Here is a 17,749-nt window from a genome sequence, read left to right as displayed (position 1 = left end):
GGCTCAGTGCAAATTGGGTTGAGCGCCCTGACCCTTTTCATCGATCAGGTGCCCGGTTTCGAAACGATCAAGGCGAAAGGCGCTGGCGACGGGGTCATACTGGTCGCGCGCCAGAAGATGCGCGAAGCACCAACCCGACGCCGGCGTCGCCTTGAAGCCGCCGTAACACCAGCCGGCATTGAGATAGAGGCCGTCGATCGGCGTCCGGTCGATGATCGGCGAGCCGTCCATCGACATGTCGACCAGGCCGGCCCAGGAGCGCAGCAGCCGCAGACGCCCGATCGCGGGCATCAACGCCATGCCGCCTTCGCAGACGTCTTCGACAACAGGGAGATTGCCGCGCTGGGCATAGGAGTTGTAGCCGTCGATATCGCCGCCGAAGACGAGGCCGCCCTTGTCCGACTGGCTGACATAGAAGTGCCCCGCGCCAAAAGTGACGACGCACGGGATCAGAGGCTTGATGGCTTCCGAGACGAAGGCTTGCAGCAGGTGGCTTTCGATCGGCAGCTTCAGACCGAGCAGCTTCGCCACCCGGGAACTGCTGCCGGCGACGGCAAGTCCGACCTTGCCGCAACGGATGGTGCCCCTGGTCGTGTCGACCCCGACGACCCGATTGCCGTCGCGCTGGAAGCCGGTGACCTCGCAGTTCTGGATGATGTCGACGCCGCGATCGCTCGCGCCACGCGCATATCCCCACACCACCGCGTCGTGACGTGCGGTGCCGCCGCGCCGTTGCAGCAGTCCGCCCTTGATCGGAAAGCGGGCGCTATCGAAATCGAGGAACGGCAGCATGCGGCGCACGGCTTCCGCATCGAGCATCTGCGCATCGGCGCCGGCCAGACGCATGGCGTTGCCGCGCCGGGCAAAGGCATCGCGCTGCGCATCCGAATGATAGACATTCAGCACGCCGCGCTGGCTCACCATGGCGTTGTAGTTCAGGTCCTGCTCCAGCCCCTCCCACAGCTTCATCGACCATTCGTAGAAGGGCTCGTTCCCGGGCAGCAGGTAGTTGGAGCGGATGATCGTGGTGTTGCGTCCGGCATTGCCGGATCCGATCCAGCCTTTCTCGACAACGGCGACGTTGCGCACACCGTGCTGCTTCGCGAGATAATAAGCCGTTGCGAGCCCGTGCCCGCCGCCGCCGACGATGACGATGTCGTAGCTCGGTCGGGGCTCGGCATCGCGCCATACCGGCTGCCAGTCGCGATTGCCGCGAAGGGCCTGGCGGGCGAGGGCGAAAAGCGAATAGCGCATGCGTGGATCGCCGTGGTCAGCTTGTGGACGGCAGCATGCGCTGATATTCAAGTCTCGACATGGCCAAAAACGACCAAAAAATGCCTGTTCGCGACAGCGCGCGAAGCACCCGGGTCGGCTTCCTGCTGATTCCCGGATTTGCGCTGATGTCGTATGCGTCCGCCATTGAGCCACTGCGCGCCGCCAACGTCCTGACCGGCAGAAATCTGTATCGATGGCGTCACATCGCGATCCAAGGCACCGAGATCACAGCTTCGAATGGGGTGCGCATCGAAGCCGACGCCTCCATCGCGGATGCCGGCCGGCTCGATACGATCGTGGTTTGCGCCGGCGGCAATCCGCAAACCTTCAATCACCCGCCGACATTTGCCTTTCTGCGAAAGGTCGCGCGCCATGGCGTGAGGCTGGGTGGCGTGTCGGCAGGACCTTATCTTCTGGCCAAGGCGGGACTCCTTGACGGATACAGATGCACGGTCCACTGGGAACATATTCCGGCCTTTACCGAGACGTTTCCCTTTCTTCACCTCAGCCACTCGCTGTTTGAGATTGATCGCGACCGCTTCACCTGTGCCGGCGGGATAGCGGCACTCGACATGATGCATGCACTGATCCGCATGGATCATGGGCCGTCAGTTGCCGCTGCCGTCAGCGACTGGTTCCTGCAGACCGAAATTCGTCGCGGTGAGGTTGCCCAGCGTCTTTCGCCGACGGAGCGCTTCGGCGTGCATCACCCAAAGCTCATCGCGACACTGTCGCGCATGGAGCAGAACATCGATGCGCCGCTTACACCGGACCGACTTGCCGGGCTCGCTGACATCTCGGTGCGTCAGCTTGAGCGTTTGTTCGCGCAACATCTTCGCACCACGATCAAGAAACGCTACCTGCAGATACGGATCGAGCGCGCGAGGCTGTTGCTCAGGCAGACCACCATGCCGGTCGGCGAGATCGCGCTTGCCACCGGTTTTTCGACCCCGATGCATTTTTCACGAATTTACCGGCAGCAGTTCGGACTGACGCCGCGTCAGGAACGATTGGTCGATTAACCAGGCGTCAGCGCGTTGTCCTCGGTCGGGGGCGCTCGTCACCTGCAGGCCGCCGCGGCAATACGCGTGAGATCGGCGTATTGAGAAATCGGGTCGAGCGCCAGGATCACGTATCGGAGAACAATTATTGACTTGCAAAATGCAAGTCAAAATGTAGCATGACTTTCAAGAATAATGCGGCGACTGCGAAAGCAGCCCCGGCACACAGGAGGCAACTTTGTCCGAGGACGTGCTCGTGACGCGCGAGGAGCGCGGCAACATCTCCGTTTTGGCCATGGTTTATCGGCCGTACAACCTGCTCGGCCCCAGGCTCATCAATGCGCTTGTCGAGCAGGTGGAGGCGGCCCAGAAGGCCGGCAGCCGTGCTATCGTGATCCGCAGCGGACTGCGTCATTTCTCTGCCGGGGCGGATCTGGATATCTTCGATAAACGGGTCGCCGCTGGTGCCGCTGATCAGGCCAGTGAAAACAGGCGGCTGAACGGCGTCGAATTCCTGCGCTTCATGGAATTGCTGCCGATTCCGTTGATCGCCAGCGTTCACGGCGTCTGCCTCGGCGGCGGACTCGAGCTTGCGCTCTCCTGCGACTACATCATCGCCGCCTCTTCGGCAAAGATTGGATCGGTCGAGGCCACACTTGGACTTCATCCGCTGCTTGGCGGAATCCAGCGGCAGGTGCAGCGCATCGGCGCGCAGCGCGCCAAGGAGATGTCGATGCTGGCACGGCGCTACGACGCGCCGACATTGGAGAAGTGGGGGCTGATCAATCTCACTGTGCCGGAGGAGTCGCTGGAGCAGACCACGATGACGCTTGCGGAAGAATTCGCACAGGGGCCGACCGTAGCGCATGCGGCCACGAAGCAGCTCGCCTATATCGCCGTCAGCGAAGGTGTTGCGGCTGCCGATGAGGCGATGGCAAGAGTGCAGGCGCCGATCTGGGCATCGGAAGACCTGAAGGCCGGTCTCGCGTCATTCCGCAAGAATGGCCCGGGTCTCGCAAAGTTCGCGGGGCGCTGACATGAGCGGCCCTTTGAGCGGAATCCGTGTTGTCGACTTCTCCCGTGTGCTGGCCGGCCCGTTATGCGCGCGGACACTGCAGGATCTTGGCGCCGAGGTCATCAAGATCGAGCCGCCGAGTCCCGATGTCTCGCGCTTCGCATTTCCGTCGACCGACGGCATGTCGGGCTATTACGCGCAGCAGAATGCCGGCAAGCGCAATGTCAGCATCAATCTCAATGTGCCCGGGGCCTATGAGCTGGCGCTGAAGCTCTGCGACACGGCTGATATCATCGTGGAGAATTTTCGTGCGGGCACGCTGGGCTTCTTCGGTCTCGACTATGAGACTCTCTCAAAGCGAAATCCGCGACTGATCTATGCTTCGATCACCGGTTATGGCCAGGGAGGGCCGTGGCGGAGCCGGATGGCCTACGCCCCGACCGTACAGGCCGAGGCCGGCTTCACCGAGAACAGCGTTCGCCACTATGGTAGTGCGCTGATCGAACCGCGCACCGACAGCCTATCGCATGCGGACGTCTATGCAGGGCTGCAGGCTGTGATCGCGATCCTGGCAGCGCTCAACAGCCGCCAGAAGTCCGGGCGCGGCCAGTACATTGATGTCGCGATGGCTGCGACGCTGCTCGCGGTCAACGAACGCGCGCATGTCGATCTCTCCGGCGACGACATTGGAGCGGAACCTGCCGTGCTCGGCGCCACCGACTGCTCGTTCTTCACCGGGCCGCAAGGTGAGCATTTCACGGTTGCGACCAGCATTGTCGGGAGCCGGACTTTTCCGTCATGGTTGCGCGCGATGCGTCGCGCGAACCTCATCGACGATCCGCGGTTCTCCAGTGCGGCCGCACGCCGGCTGAATTTCGGCGCGCTTCACCAGATCATCCAGTCGTGGATACTGACCTTCCCGGACATGGCAACGCTGGACGCCCAGTTCGATGAGGCCAAGATCGCGATGGGCGAGATCCGCTCGATCAAGGAGCTCACGGCATCCGAATGGAGCGAATATTGGGGTGCCGTCCAATATGTATCTGACCGCAGCGGCGGTCAGTATCGCCTGCCGGGACGGCCCTGGCGCTTCTCGGCCGAAGAGCTGAAGCCGATCGGGACGCCGGCCTTTCAGGGTGAGCACAACGTTGCGGTGTTCAGCGAGCTCGGCGTCAGTGAAGCTGAGTTGAAGCGCTTGGGCGAAGCCGGGGCGCTGGTGACACATCGGCGTGCACTGGAGCCAGAGGTCGCCGTCAAGCCGCAGACCGAACCGGGTCAGGCGGCCTGATCCACCGGAAGACGGGCCGAAATACCAAGGTGCAGTGAGACTGGACATGAACGGATCCGGCCCAATATGGTATGGGCCGAATTCGGAGCCGAAGGAGAGCCATGTCCGGCGTCAGGCAAAGCCGTCTCGCAAACAAGGAATGCTCCATGGCGCGAGCCATGGAAGTCGTCGGCGACCGCTGGACGATCCTGATCCTGCGAGAGGCCTACTATGGTGTAAAGCGGTTTGACGAATTCGAGTACTATGTCGGCGTAGCGCCCAACATTCTCAGCAGCCGGCTGAAGAAACTTGTCGACGCGGGTATCATGGATCGTGTGCCCTTGCCGGAGCATGCCGGGCGATTTGAATATGTTCTGACCGACAAGGGACGTGACTTTTTTCCCGCCTATCTTGCGTTGAAGAAATGGGGCGACGACTGGCTCGCAGAGCCCGAAGGTCCGCAGGTGGTTTTTCGCGACCGGTATGCCGGACGTCCGATCGAATATCCTGAACTGCGGACCGCCGGCGGCAAGCCGCTCCGCCTTGAGGACGTCGAGGTGGTCGCGGGAACAGGCGCCGTGCCGTTCAACCGCAAGCGGTTTGGCGGCGTGGCTTCGGCCGGGAAGGCGACCGACGCGCGGAGGCGCGCCTCACGCCGCAAGGGCAAGTAGCGCACGCTTTATCTCCGTTCTGACCAGGCTCGCGCGATACTCGGCCGAAGCGTAGCGGTCCGACAGGCACTCGGTCGCTGCGCCCTGAAGTCTCGCGGCCTCCGCAATATTTTCTTGCGACGATGCCTTGCCGGTCAGAAATTTTGCCGCGACATCACCCGGGAAGGCGTGGCTCGCCGCGCCGGTGATGCCGATCGACACGTCCGCGGCGACGCCGGCGTTGACGCGCACGCCGGCTGCGACGCCGACGACGGCATAGCCGCTCGCAGGATGGCGGATCTTTCGGTACGTGAAGCGCATGTCCGCCGCCGGGCGCGGGATATGGATCGCGGCGAGCACGTCGCCGGGCTCCAGCGCGGTGGAGAAGATGTCGACAAAGAAGTCATTCGCCGCTACGCGCCTTGATCCGCCGGCGCCGACGATCTCCAACTCTGCTTTCAACGCGATCACGATGGCCGGCCAATCGGCTGCGGGATCGGCATTGGCGAGCGATCCGCCAATGGTGCCGCGGTTGCGTACCTGCGGATCGGCGATCAGATTGGCCGCCTGACGGAAGATCGGAAGCACCTGGTGGAGCGGTTCGGATGCAAGCAGTTCTGCATGCGTCGTCAGCGCGCCAATACGGATGCTGTCCCTGTTGATCAGAATTCCTTTCATCTCTGCGATACCGCGGATGTCGACGAGCAGCGCGGGCGAAGCCAGCCGAAGCTTCAGCGTCGGGATCAACGTATGACCGCCTGCGATCAGCTTCGTGCCATCCGGATCACGCTGCAGGAGATCGATGGCCTCCGCAAGCGAGCCTGCACGGACATAATCGAAGGCCGCGGGGATCACTGGCTTGCTCCGTTGCGTGCGCTCTGCACCGCCGCCCAGATGCGCGGTGGGGTCAGCGGCATGTCGAGGTGGCTGATGCCGAAGGGCGACAAGGCGTCGAGCACGGCGTGAACCATGCAGGGCGGCGCCGCGATCGAGCCGCTTTCGCCAATGCCCTTGACGCCGATCGGATTGGTCGGGGAGGGCGTCTCCTGGAACAGCGAGGTGATGCTGGGTACGTGCTCGGCGCGCGGCACGGCGTAGTCGAGCAGAGAGCCGGTCAGGAGCTGTCCGCTGTCGGGATCGTAGCTGACCTCTTCATAGAGCGCCTGCGCGATGCCCTGCACGACGCCGCCGTGGATCTGTCCGGCCGCCAACAGCGGGTTGATCAACGTGCCGACGTCATCGACCGCGACATAGTCGATGATGTCGACGATCCCGGTCTCGGGATCGACCTCGACATAGGCAAGATGGACGCCGGACGGTGCGCTCATGCCGGTCGGATCGTAGAACACGGTTTCGTCGAGGCCTGGCGCGACCCCATCGGGGAGCTTGTGTCCGACATAGGCCATACGTGCGACCTTGCCGAAGGTCAAAGGTGCGATGTCGGTGCCGGGCACGCTGAACTGGCCTGCAGCATAGGCAACGTCCTTCTCGTCCACCTCCAGCATGCCCGCCGCGATCTTCTTTGCTTTCGCAACGATGCGCTGCGAGCAGACATGCAGGCTCGATCCGCCGACCGCCATCGAGCGGGAGTTGAAGGTGCCGTGGCCAGCCTGCACCTGGCGGGTATCGCCCTGGATCACGTCGATGTTCTCGATCGGGATTTGCAGCACGTCGGCGGCGATCTGCGACAGCGAGGTGAGGTGCCCATGGCCCTGGCTCATCGAACCCGAATACACCGTGGCGCGGCCGCTGGAATCGATCGCGACCCGCGCGCTCTCCCAGCCGCCGCGATCGAATCCGATCAACGCAAGACGCCGCGACGGGGCCATGCCGCACATATGGGTGTACGCGGCAACGCCGATGCCGCGGTAGATGCCGTTGCGGCGCAAGGTCTCGCGTTCGTTCCGGCGAGCCTCATAGTTGAAAGCGGCGAGCGCCTTGTCGAGAAGGCCCTGATAATCACCGCTGTCGTAGATCACGCCCGTGCTGCCATATGGCCGATAGGGAAAATCGGCGCGCTGAATGAAATTCTTGCGCCTGATCTCGACCTGATCCAGGTTCAGATGACGCGCGACGGCGTCGATGGCACGTTCGGCGATATAGGCGCCTTCCGGCCGGCCATAGCCACGATAGGCATCGACGGGCACGGTGTTGGTGACAACGACGCGCGACGTCGCCTCATAGTTCGCAATTCTGTAGGTGCCGGTGCCGAAATTGACGGTGTTCACGGTCGGCCCACCGCTCGCCATGTTGGAGAGGTAGGCGCCGACATTGCCTGTTGTCTCGACCTTCAGCCCGAGAATGGTGCCGTCGTTCTTGATCGCGACCTCGATGTTTTCGGTGTGGGCGCGGCCGTGGCTGGTCGATTGATGGCTCTCGGAACGGCTTTCCCACCATTTGACGGGCATTCCTAGCTCGCGCGCCAGATGCGGACAGAGCAGCTCCTCCGGATAGAGGTGCATCTTGGCACCAAAGCCGCCGCCGATATCGGGCGCAACGATGCGCAAAAGGTGTTCCGGAATGCCGACGGTCTCGGCAATCCAGCGCCGGTGCATGTGCGGCACCTGGCTCGGCATGTACACGGTCAACGTGCCGTCAGGATCTGGATTGGCGACCACACATCGCGTTTCCATGCAGGTCGGGATCAGGCGGTTGTTGATCACGCGCAGCTTCAGGACCTGATCGGCCTCGCGGGCCGCAACGGCATAGTCGCCGCCGCGCACCTTGTAGATGGTGGTGATGTTGCCGGGCACGTTGTCATGGAGTTGCGGCGCATCCGCAGCGATCGCGGCCTCTTCATCGACGACGGCGGGCAGCACCTCATAGTCGACGTCGATCAGGCCGACGGCGTCATAGGCTTGCGCCTGCGTCTCCGCCACCACCAGCGCGACGCATTCGCCGACGAACCGTACGCGATCGATGGCGACCACGGGACGGAACGGCACCTTGGTGCCAGGGATGACCCAGTTCGGAACGATCGGGCCGATCTTGCCCTCAAGGTCTCGGCCGGAGAGGGCGAGGCGAACGCCAGTCGCTGCCTTTGCCGCGCTGAGGTCGACGTTCTTGATGATGGCATGCGCGTGCGGCGATCGCGCGATCGCCATATGGAGCATGCCGGGGAGCCTGATGTCGTCGACATAGCGTCCCTTGCCGGTCAGGAACTTAAAATCCTCGCGGCGCTTCAGTGGCTGGCCGATGTAAGGGAGCACGGCTGTGTTCATGACGATCAGCCTTTCGCGACAAGGGATTCGACGGCGCGCACGATGTTCTGGTAGCCGGTGCAGCGGCAGATGTTGCCGGCAATGCCGTGGCGGATCTTGTCTTGGCTCGGATCGGGATGATCGCGCAGCAACTGCCGCACGCTCATGATCATGCCCGGCGTGCAGAAGCCGCATTGCAGCGCGTGATGCTCATGGAAGGCCATCTGCACCGGATCCAGGGGCGATCCCGCCGGCGATACACCCTCGATCGTCGTGATCGAGGCGCCGTCGGCCATGACGGCCAGCACCGTGCATGATTTTGTCGCCTGTCCATCGATCTCGACGGTACAGGCGCCGCATTGGGAGGTGTCGCAGCCGACATGCGTTCCGGTCAGGCCGAGATCGTCTCTGATCAGGTGGACCAGCAGCTTGCGGCTCTCGACCTCGAACGTCCGGTGCGTGCCGTTGATCTCGATGGTCACAGCGTGACGTTTCTCAGCTTCAGCCATGTATCCTCAGCCATGTATCCTCCCGTCGCGGTCTGACGACCGCGTCTGTCATAGCCGTTCCCTTCTCCATTCAGCCGTTTACTCTAATAATAAGAGTGACAAAAAGGCAAGGTTTTTACGGAGGTTGCGCCTATAGCCAAATTACTCTAATGATTAGAGTGATTTGCAGAGGTGATCACGATGCGCTCCAAGAGTTTTGAAGGAATGGTGTGCTCGATTGCCGGTGTTCTGGACGCCGTCGGCGACCGCTGGGCGATGCTGATCCTGCGCGATCTCGGCCTTGGGCTCCGCCGCTATGAGGATTTCCGCAAATCGACCGGCGTCACTCATGCCACCCTGTCCGATCGTCTCAAGCATCTTGAAGAGAATGAGTTGATTGAGCGGCGTCTGTATCAGACGGGTCCTGACCGCCATGAATATGTTCTGACGCGAAAGGGCGCAGACGTTATTCTCGTGATCCAGGCTCTCGCGCAGGTCGGCGACAAATGGCAGATCGCCGGTGAGAAAGGTCCGCCGCTGAAATTCGTCGATCAAAACAGCGGGCGGGCGGTCAAGCTTGCGCTTGTCGATGAAAAATCGGGTGAGGTTATTCGTCGGCGCGATGTGCGGCCGCAAGCCGGCCCCGGTGCCGACGATCTCGTGCGATGGCGGCTGACGAAGTTCAATAGGTCGCGGTGACAATACGCGCGCTTGCGCTGCACCAACAGATCCGCTGGCACGAAAAATGCTGAGGCGCCTCCGCGATGGCGAGCGCAAAGCTCGCCGGGCAGACGGAGGACAACATGAGAGCCCAAGTATTGAGAGCGTATGACGAGAAGCTTTCCAACGACCGGTGGGTCGGCGAGGAAAAAGTGCCTGATCCCAAGCTGACTAGATCGACGGACGTCGTCGTCCGCATCGGCGGTGCCGGCGTATGCAGGACCGACCTTCACATCATCGAAGGCGTATGGAAACCGCATATGGATCCGACCGGCGACAAGCTGCTGCCCATTATCATGGGACACGAAAATGCAGGCTGGATCGAAGAGGTTGGCAAGGAAGTCGAGGGACTGAAGAAGGGTGACCCTGTCATCGTTCACCCGAAGATCACCGGCGGCACGTGTCTCGCCTGTCGCCGAGGCTTCGATATGCACGGTCCCGGCACATTTCCGGGCCTTGATTGCAACGGCGGCTATGCAGAATTCCTTTGCACCTCGGAACGCAATGTCGTGCCGCTGCCGCGGACGCTTGCGCCAAAGGATGTGGCGCCTTACGCCGATGCGGGCCTCACGGCCTATCGCGCAGTCAAGAAAGCTACTCGCCACCTTTTGCCGGGCGAATCCTGCGTCGTTATCGGCGCCGGTGGATTAGGTCACATTGGAATCCAGTGCCTCAAGGCGATGTGTGCGGCCGACATCATTGTGGTCGACAAATCCGAAGCGTCGCTGAAGTTGGCCGAAAAGTCAGGCGCCGACCATCTTGTGAACGCGGACGGCAACGAAGTAGCAGCCGTTTTGGCATTGACGGCCGGCAACGGCGCGGAAGCGGTGATCGATTTCGTCGGCGAGAAAGGCACGACCTCCAAGGGACTGGCCATGACCCGCCCGATGGGCAGCTACTACGTCGTTGGTTATGGCGAGGACATCCGTGTCCCGACTGTGGATATGGTGATTACCGAGAAAAACATCATCGGCAATTTAGTCGGCACATGGGCCGAGCTAACTGAGTTGATGGCGCTTGCGGATCGGGGCCTGGTTGAACTCGCAACTGCCGAATATCGTCTCGCTGACGCAAACAAGGCGTTGCACGATCTCAATGCCGGCAAGATTCATGGGCGCGCGGTTTTGATTCCTTGACCATGACCATGTAATCCATCGCGGGCAGCATTTGCTCGCGATGGATTTGGCGTCCGCCAGTCAAATGTCATTGCGGATGCCTCGGCGCGAATGGGTCGCTATTGCAGTGCAAACGATGCAATGCAAACTGACGCCTATGCGTCGCAGAGATTCTCATTTTGCAATTTCTGTCGCAATTTGCATCTCGGTCGGTCGCACGCCAACGGTTGTGATGCCTCCGCCTGAACTGATCCCCGCGCTCACGTCGTCAGAAATCGCCTGGCCAGGCACTCGGATGAGCTGGCATGCCCATTGCAAAGCTCCTGAGCACAACAACGCTGACTGGTCCATCGTCTGGGGCGAGCCGCGAAAAGAACGAGGGAAGGGGATGCCTAGCTGAGGGCGTATCTTGTGCGGGACAGCATGATTGCGATCGGAAGACCACTGGTTCGAGGATCGCTGCTGATCGTCCGCGGAGTGCTCCACAGTCATCCTGAGACCCTTGCCGATATCAAACGTCCGGTCGTGCGAGCGACCGCGAGGTGGCCCGTAACGCACGGGTAAGCACTGCCCGGCCCGTCGAGGCCCTGGGCAGGCGGAATATCGATGTGGTTTCTGACTCGATCAGGAGGATAGACTAGATGTCTGGAACGCTAACGCTCAACAAGATCACCGCCCAGCGCGGCATTTCCGTCGGTGAGGCTGCAAAGAAGATTGCAGATCTCGGCTGGAATCCTTCCTACGTCCAGGAAGCGATGACCTTCCCCACGGACTACAAGATCACGAAGGCGCCGAAGGATCCGATGAAGCAGGTCCTTCGCTCCTATTTCCCGATGCAGGAGGAAAAGGACAACCGCGTCTATGGCGCGCTCGACGCGGCCCTGCGCGGCGACATGTTCCGCAACGTCGAGCCGCGATGGGTCGAGTGGATGAAGCTGTTCCTGGCGATCATCCCGTTCCCCGAGATCTCGGCGGCGCGATCGATGGCCATGGTCGGCCGTCTCGCTCCAGGTGAGGACCTTCGCACCGGCTTCACGATGCAGATGGTCGACGAGTTCCGTCACTCGACGATCCAGATGAATCTCAAGAAGTGGTACATGGAGAACTACATCGATCCGGCGGGGTTCGATATCACGGAAGAGGCGTTCGGCAAGTGCTACGCCACCACGATCGGCCGTCAGTTCGGCGAGGGCTTCATCACCGGTGACGCGATCACCTCGGCCAACATCTATCTGACCGTCGTGGCTGAGACCGCGTTTACCAACACGCTGTTTGTGGCGATGCCATCCGAAGCGGCCCGCAACGGCGACTACGCGCTTCCGACCGTGTTCCTTTCCGTGCAGTCGGATGAAAGCCGGCACATCGGCAACGGCCATTCGATGCTGATGTCCATGCTCAAGGAGCCCGAGAACCATGTGCTGATCGAGCGGGACCTGCGCTACGCCTTCTGGCAGAACCACGCGATCGTCGATGCCGCGATCGGAACCTTCATCGAGTATGGAACCACGAACCGCGACAAGAACAAGGAGTCCTATGCGGAGATGTGGCATCGCTGGATCTTCGAGGACTATTACCGCACCTATATGCTGCCGCTCGAGAAATACGGCATCAAGATCCATCATGACGACGTCCAGACAGCCTGGAAACGCCTGACCGAGAAGCACTACGTCCACAGGGTCGCGCAGTTCTTCGCGGTTGGCTGGCCGGTGAACTTCTGGCGGATCGAAGCTCAGACCGACAAGGACTTCGAGTGGTTCGAGCACAAATATCCGGGCTGGTACGCCCAGTTCGGCGAGTTCTGGAAATGGTACGAGAAGCTGTCGCACCGCGGCCAGACCAACATCCTCTTCAACAGCGATGTCGGCTACGTCTATCCGCACCGTTGCTGGTCGTGCCTGGTGCCTTGCCTGATCCGCGAGGACATCGTCACCGATGAGATCGACGGCAAGCTCTATACCTTCGCGCATGAGCTGGATCGCTGGACTGCCGTGCAGGCATTCGCCGACGAATATGAGGGACGACCGACGCCTGCGATGGGCCGGTTCAGCGGACGGCGTGAATGGGAAAGCTGCTACGATGGTTGGGACCTCGCCGATGCGCTCAAGGATCTCGGCTTCGTCCGGACCGATGGCAAGACTCTGGTCCCGCAGCCACACCTGCGCTTCGACGAGAAGGAGATGTGGACGCTTGACGACGTCCGCGGCCACACCCTGAAGAGCCCGCTGATGACGCTGCGAGACATGAGCCCGGCCGACCGAGAAGCGCATCTAGCCGAGTACCGTAAGGGATTCACCATCAATCCCTGCAACTAAGCGAAACGGAGGGAGCCGGCACTGGCTGGCTCCTTCCAAAATCAATCCCCGGAAGATCTGCAAGCCTTGGTTTGAGGAGGCCCCATGGGCGCGCCCGCTAATGTCGTTCGCCTGCATCCGGTAGGCATCGAGTTCGAGGTCGAGGAGAACGAAACCGTTCTCGACGCCGCCTTCCGCCAGGGCATCGCGCTGCCGCATGGCTGCAAGGAAGGACAGTGCTCGGCGTGCAAATGCGTCCTTACCGAAGGCGATGTGGAGCTGAAGAAATACTCGACGTTCGCCCTCAACGAGATGGAGCGCGGCCAGGATTACATTTTGTTGTGCCGGACGCTGGCCTACTCGGATCTTGAAGTAGAGCTCCTCAACTATGACGAGGAGGTGCTGTCGAAATCGATCCCGGTCAAGGACTTCACGGGCACGGTCACGAGCGTCTCCGCGCTGACCCACGACATCAGGCATCTCGAGATCTCGCTGGAGCAACCTCTGAAGTTCTGGGCGGGTCAATATGTCGACATCACGCTCTCGGGGGCAGAGACGATTACGCGTTCGTTTTCCATGGCAAATTCGCCGCTCGAAGGCCAAAAACTCGCATTCATCATCAAGAAGTACCCGAACGGACGCTTCTCCTCCCGGCTCGACGGCGACCTCGCCGTCGGAACCAGGGTCGGGATCAGAGGGCCTTACGGCACCTGCTTCCGGCGAGAAAACAGAAACGGAGCCATGATCCTGGTCGGAGGCGGATCGGGAATGTCGCCGCTCTGGTCGATCCTCCACGATCACATCAGCTCCGGGGAAGCGCGACCGGTTCACTTCTTCTACGGGGCGCGGACGCAAAACGATCTTTTCTATCTCGATCGCTTTGCCCAGCTCTCCGCAAAGCATCCGGATTTCACGTTCGTGCCTGTCCTCTCTCACGCAGTCGATGACACGGCCTGGCGCGGAGAAAAGGGCTTCGTGCACGAAGCGGTCGGAGCACACCTGCGGAGCTCGGGATATGGCGAAGACGTCGACGTCTATGCCTGCGGACCATCGCCGATGATCGAAGCGCTGACGCCGGTGTTGCAGATGAACGATGTCGAGTCCGACCGCATCTTCTTCGACAAGTTCACACCAGCCAGCAACTGAGACTTTCCGAGTGCCGAAGCAAGTGTATAGCCAGCAATGGGAGGAGGAAGACGATGACTGCAGTTCCAAGTGTTTCAGTGGGATCCGGTGCAGCAGGCGCTGCGGTGTTTCCCGATTCGGACAGCCGCAGGTACCGGTATTTCGAGCCGCGCAGCAAGCGGGCGACGCACTACGAGGACGTGACCGTCGATGTGCAGCCGGATCCGGAACGCTACTTGCTGCAGGACTGGATCATCGCTTTTCCAAATGGGAAGGGCGCCTACACCAAGGACAACACAGCGGCGCTGAGCTCGAACTGGCATGCATTCCGTGCTCCCGACCAGGAGTGGGAGCGCACCCACTACCAGCGGCAGTCCAAGATCGAAGCGATGGTTCAATCGGTGATCGCCAACGGCCGCAAGTCCGGCGCGCCGAAGGCGTTCAATAAAGCGTGGGTCAAAATCCTGCAAAACCACCTCGGCGCATGGAAACATGCCGAGTTTGGCCTCGGCACCTCGCTGATGCAGGCTCAGCGCTACGGCTATACTCAGATGATCAACAACGCGACGCTGACCAACTCTTCCTACAAGCTTCGCCTTGCGCAGGATATCACGCTCTATCTCGCCGAGATCGGAATGGACATTCCGGGCTTCGACGACACCGCGGGCAAGCGCACCTGGTTGGAAGACAAGGGCTGGCAAGGCACCCGGGAAGCGGTCGAGTCGATCATGGGGTCGGCCGACTATCTCGAGCAGTACTTTGCCACCAACATCGCGTTCGAGCCGCTCGTCGGCGAACTCTTCCGTAGCGGCTTCCTGATGCAGGTGGCCTCGTCGAACGGCGACTTCATCACGCCGTCGGTTATTTCGGCGGCCGAGGCCGACTATGAGCGCAATCTCGCGAACACGATCGACCTGCTGCATCTTCTGGTGACTGACAATCAGCATGCCGCCCACAACAAGAACCTGTTCCAGGGCTGGGTGGACAAGCACGTGGCGCTCGCCAACAAGGCGGCCGCCGGCCTGCAGCCGATCTGGTCGCAGCCGCATTCGAAGCCGGTGCAGTACGCCGACGCCCGCGCGCAGTCGGTCGAACGCATCAAGAAGATTCTCGGCGAGCTCGGCCTCGCCCTTCCCAAGGAGTAAATTGCAATGTCCGTTGCTTCCAGAACTGCAACCAACCAGAACATCTTCCAGAAGATGGGAGACATCGTCTTCGACCAGACGATTTCTCATCAGTGCGGCATCACGATGAATGACAGCGTGGAAGCGCGCGCCATCGCCGAATTCATGGCGAAGAAGCCGACCGTGACCGTGACCTATCAGCCGGCGCTGATCCGCATCGACGGCGTTGGCAAGTTGGTCTTCAAGATGGACGAGATCAGCGAGATTCTCGGGAAAGATATGACGGCCGAGATCTTCGAAGTGAATACCTCGACCCACTATGGCCGAATGGTGCGTATCGACGACAATACGGTGACGCTGTTCGGCAACATGGAAGAGGTCTTCGAATACATCGAGTGAACTCTTGCACCTCCCGAGACTGGGTGGACCCGCATTCCGGCGGTTGCGGCTCCACCGCTTTCTCGTACGGTCGGCGATCCGACGTTGATGGAAAAGCACTTGGCAAAACCTTGGAGATTATCATGTTCATAACCCCCACCGGCGAGGAAGTCTTCGTCATTGACGGGCACACCCATTTCTGGGACGGCAGTCCGGCGAACCAACGCAATATTCACGGCAAGCAGTTCATCGACTGCTTCTATACCTACCACACCTCGCTCAGCCCGCCGGACAAGCTCTGGCCCAAGGACCAGTTCGAGAAGTACAGTGCCGAGCAGATGTATCACGATCTGTTCGTCGACGGGCCCGACGATATGGCTATCGTACAGTCGACGTACCTGACGGAGTTCTACAAGAACGGGTTCAACACCATCGACCGCAACGCCGAGATGGCGAAGCTGTACAAAGACCGCTTCATTGTCAACGGCGCCTTTGATCCGCGCGATGGAGAGCGGGCGCTCGAATACATCCATTATATGAAGGAGACGTTCGGCATAAAGGGCGTGAAGCTCTATACGGCCGAGTGGAAAGGCGAGTCGCGAGGCTGGAAGCTCACGGATCCCAACGCCTATCGTTGCTTCGAACTCTGCGAGAAGCTTGGCATCAAGAACATCCATGTCCACAAGGGGCCTACGATCATTCCATTGGACAAGGATGCTTTCGATGTTCACGACGTCGATCATGCAGCCACCGACTTCCAGGGCCTGAATTTCATCATCGAGCATTGCGGTTTGCCGCGACTGGACGACTTCTGCTGGATCGCGGTGCAGGAGACCAACGTCTACGGCGGCCTCGCGGTGGCGCTGCCGTTCATCCACGGCCGTCCGCGCTATTTCGCCGAAGTGATCAGTGAACTGCTGTTCTGGGTTGGCGAAGACAAGCTGCTTTTCGGCAGCGATTACGCCATCTGGACGCCTCGCTGGCTGGTTGAGAAGTTCTGGAACTTCCAGCTACCCGACGATCTGAAGCAGGAGCACGGTGTCGATCTGACGCAGCAGGCAAAGAAGAAGATCCTCGGTCTCAACGCTGCCCGCCTCTATGGCGTGGACGTCGAGACGCAGAAGGTCAAGCTCGCGGGAACAGCGCACGCAACTGCAGCGGAGTGACAACGATGGACGCTGTCCTTCATCATGACCGAAAGACCCGTGAGGTGTGGGCACGCCTCGCGTTGGTGACAGATCCCGAGCTGGACGAGTCCATAACCGATCTCGGGTTCATTGAGCTCGTCACCGTCGATGATGACGGCGGAGTCGATATCGTCTTTCGTTTGCCGACGTACTGGTGTTCGGCGAACTTCGCTTTCCTCATGGCCGACGACATGCGTCGGGCGGTTTCCTCGCTGCCGTGGGTTCGCGAGGCGCGACCGCAGCTCCGGGATCACATGGTCGCGGCAGAAATCAATCGTGGCGTCAACGAAGGCAAATCATTCGGCGACGCACTCAAGGACTTTGCGTCCGGAGGGTCTCTTGACGAGGTGCGGGAGAAGTTCCGCCGCAAGGCGTTCGAGCGACGCCAGGAGGTCGTGATTCTGGCGTTGCGAGAGGCCGGTTATGACGACCACGCGATCTGTCAGATGAATTTGAGCGCCTACGACAAGGTGGATTTCGACTCGGAGGAAGCCGCGCGCCAGAAGCCGCGCTATCGCGAACTTCTGGTTGAACGACGCCTTGTCCGGCGGCCCGGCGATCAGGCCTTCGTCAGTTACGACGGACACGCCATCAAGCGCCACGAACTCGTCTCATATCTGCAACGACTGCGGGGAGTGCGCATCAACATGGAGTTCAACAGCTCGTTGTGCAGAGGCCTTCTTGCGGCGCGCTATCGCAAACCCGATGGGGATGGTGCGGGACGGACCCCCGTCGACGCGCCATGCGGAGGCTGCGGCAGCGGCTGTGGCATGCGCTCGACGGCCGAGAAGCATTCCGCCGCGGTTGCATGATGCAGCATTGCTGCGCCTAGCGCTTGCAAGTGCCAGCAACCGGAGCGGTCAGAAAAATCCGCCCGACCCGACAAAAACAGACAGCCACGTGGGAGTGAAAC

16 protein-coding genes are annotated in these 17,749 nt (G+C 61.0%); 12 read left to right on the top strand and 4 right to left on the bottom strand.

What is annotated here, in order from left to right; genetic code table 11:
- Positions 1–3: 3 nt before the first annotated feature.
- Entirely contained in the window at positions 4–1,254 is a 1,251-nt protein-coding gene (locus tag ACVJGD_RS16555; protein ID WP_456635337.1) for a sarcosine oxidase subunit beta family protein, read from the bottom strand.
- A gap of 80 nt (positions 1,255–1,334) precedes the next feature.
- Here ACVJGD_RS16555 and ACVJGD_RS16550 point away from each other — a divergent pair, with 80 nt between their 5' ends.
- The 4 genes from ACVJGD_RS16550 to ACVJGD_RS16535 all read left to right on the top strand — a co-directional run bounded on the left by ACVJGD_RS16550 (position 1,335) and on the right by ACVJGD_RS16535 (position 5,229).
- A complete protein-coding gene (locus ACVJGD_RS16550) occupies positions 1,335–2,297 on the top strand; it encodes a GlxA family transcriptional regulator (RefSeq protein WP_456635336.1) in 963 nt (320 codons plus the stop codon).
- A 217-nt stretch (positions 2,298–2,514) separates the two neighbouring features.
- Positions 2,515–3,312 (top strand): enoyl-CoA hydratase/isomerase family protein, encoded by a 798-nt coding sequence (locus ACVJGD_RS16545; protein ID WP_456635335.1) that lies wholly within the window; start codon positions 2,515–2,517, stop codon positions 3,310–3,312.
- A gap of 1 nt (position 3,313) precedes the next feature.
- Positions 3,314–4,579, top strand: coding sequence for a CaiB/BaiF CoA transferase family protein (locus ACVJGD_RS16540; protein ID WP_456635334.1), 1,266 nt, complete (start codon positions 3,314–3,316; stop codon positions 4,577–4,579).
- Positions 4,580–4,725: 146 nt separating this feature from the next.
- The gene (locus tag ACVJGD_RS16535; protein ID WP_456635333.1) at positions 4,726–5,229 is read left to right on the top strand and encodes a winged helix-turn-helix transcriptional regulator; all 504 of its coding nucleotides are present in this window, start codon (positions 4,726–4,728) and stop codon (positions 5,227–5,229) included.
- Here the strand turns inward: ACVJGD_RS16535 and ACVJGD_RS16530 are convergent.
- Genes ACVJGD_RS16530 through ACVJGD_RS16520 form a run of 3 tightly spaced genes read right to left on the bottom strand, consistent with a single transcriptional unit; the run spans position 5,209 to position 8,917 of the window.
- Positions 5,209–6,063, bottom strand: coding sequence for an FAD binding domain-containing protein (locus tag ACVJGD_RS16530; RefSeq protein ID WP_456635332.1), 855 nt, complete (start codon positions 6,061–6,063; stop codon positions 5,209–5,211). The genes ACVJGD_RS16535 and ACVJGD_RS16530 overlap by 21 nt on opposite strands.
- Complete coding sequence (locus ACVJGD_RS16525; RefSeq protein ID WP_456635331.1) at positions 6,060–8,429, bottom strand: xanthine dehydrogenase family protein molybdopterin-binding subunit; 2,370 nt, start codon at positions 8,427–8,429, stop codon at positions 6,060–6,062. Before ACVJGD_RS16525 ends, ACVJGD_RS16530 begins: the two co-directional genes overlap by 4 nt.
- 5 nt (positions 8,430–8,434) lie before the next feature.
- On the bottom strand, positions 8,435–8,917 hold the full coding sequence (locus tag ACVJGD_RS16520) for a (2Fe-2S)-binding protein (RefSeq protein ID WP_456635330.1): 483 nt from the start codon (positions 8,915–8,917) through the stop codon (positions 8,435–8,437).
- A gap of 180 nt (positions 8,918–9,097) precedes the next feature.
- Between ACVJGD_RS16520 and ACVJGD_RS16515 the strand changes: the two genes are divergently transcribed.
- The 8 genes from ACVJGD_RS16515 to ACVJGD_RS16480 all read left to right on the top strand — a co-directional run bounded on the left by ACVJGD_RS16515 (position 9,098) and on the right by ACVJGD_RS16480 (position 17,648).
- Positions 9,098–9,595: a winged helix-turn-helix transcriptional regulator gene (locus tag ACVJGD_RS16515; RefSeq protein WP_456635329.1), complete on the top strand. Its 498-nt coding sequence runs from the start codon at positions 9,098–9,100 to the stop codon at positions 9,593–9,595.
- A 104-nt stretch (positions 9,596–9,699) separates the two neighbouring features.
- Entirely contained in the window at positions 9,700–10,752 is a 1,053-nt protein-coding gene (locus tag ACVJGD_RS16510; protein WP_456640273.1) for an NAD(P)-dependent alcohol dehydrogenase, read from the top strand.
- Between the two features lie 620 nt (positions 10,753–11,372).
- On the top strand, positions 11,373–13,043 hold the full coding sequence (locus tag ACVJGD_RS16505) for an aromatic/alkene/methane monooxygenase hydroxylase/oxygenase subunit alpha (RefSeq protein ID WP_456635328.1): 1,671 nt from the start codon (positions 11,373–11,375) through the stop codon (positions 13,041–13,043).
- Between the two features lie 84 nt (positions 13,044–13,127).
- Positions 13,128–14,168: a 2Fe-2S iron-sulfur cluster-binding protein gene (locus tag ACVJGD_RS16500; RefSeq protein ID WP_456635327.1), complete on the top strand. Its 1,041-nt coding sequence runs from the start codon at positions 13,128–13,130 to the stop codon at positions 14,166–14,168.
- Between the two features lie 53 nt (positions 14,169–14,221).
- Entirely contained in the window at positions 14,222–15,292 is a 1,071-nt protein-coding gene (locus tag ACVJGD_RS16495; protein WP_456635326.1) for an aromatic/alkene monooxygenase hydroxylase subunit beta, read from the top strand.
- A 6-nt stretch (positions 15,293–15,298) separates the two neighbouring features.
- Complete coding sequence (locus ACVJGD_RS16490; protein ID WP_456635325.1) at positions 15,299–15,670, top strand: MmoB/DmpM family protein; 372 nt, start codon at positions 15,299–15,301, stop codon at positions 15,668–15,670.
- Positions 15,671–15,792: 122 nt separating this feature from the next.
- Entirely contained in the window at positions 15,793–16,815 is a 1,023-nt protein-coding gene (locus ACVJGD_RS16485; RefSeq protein WP_456635324.1) for an amidohydrolase family protein, read from the top strand.
- Between the two features lie 5 nt (positions 16,816–16,820).
- Positions 16,821–17,648, top strand: coding sequence for a metal-sulfur cluster assembly factor (locus tag ACVJGD_RS16480; protein WP_456635323.1), 828 nt, complete (start codon positions 16,821–16,823; stop codon positions 17,646–17,648).
- The last annotated feature ends 101 nt before the right edge of the window (positions 17,649–17,749 follow it).

The organism is Bradyrhizobium sp. USDA 10063, from assembly GCF_054063735.1.
Note: the sequence above shows the minus strand (reverse complement) of the source record. Positions and strands in the feature narration are given on the sequence as shown.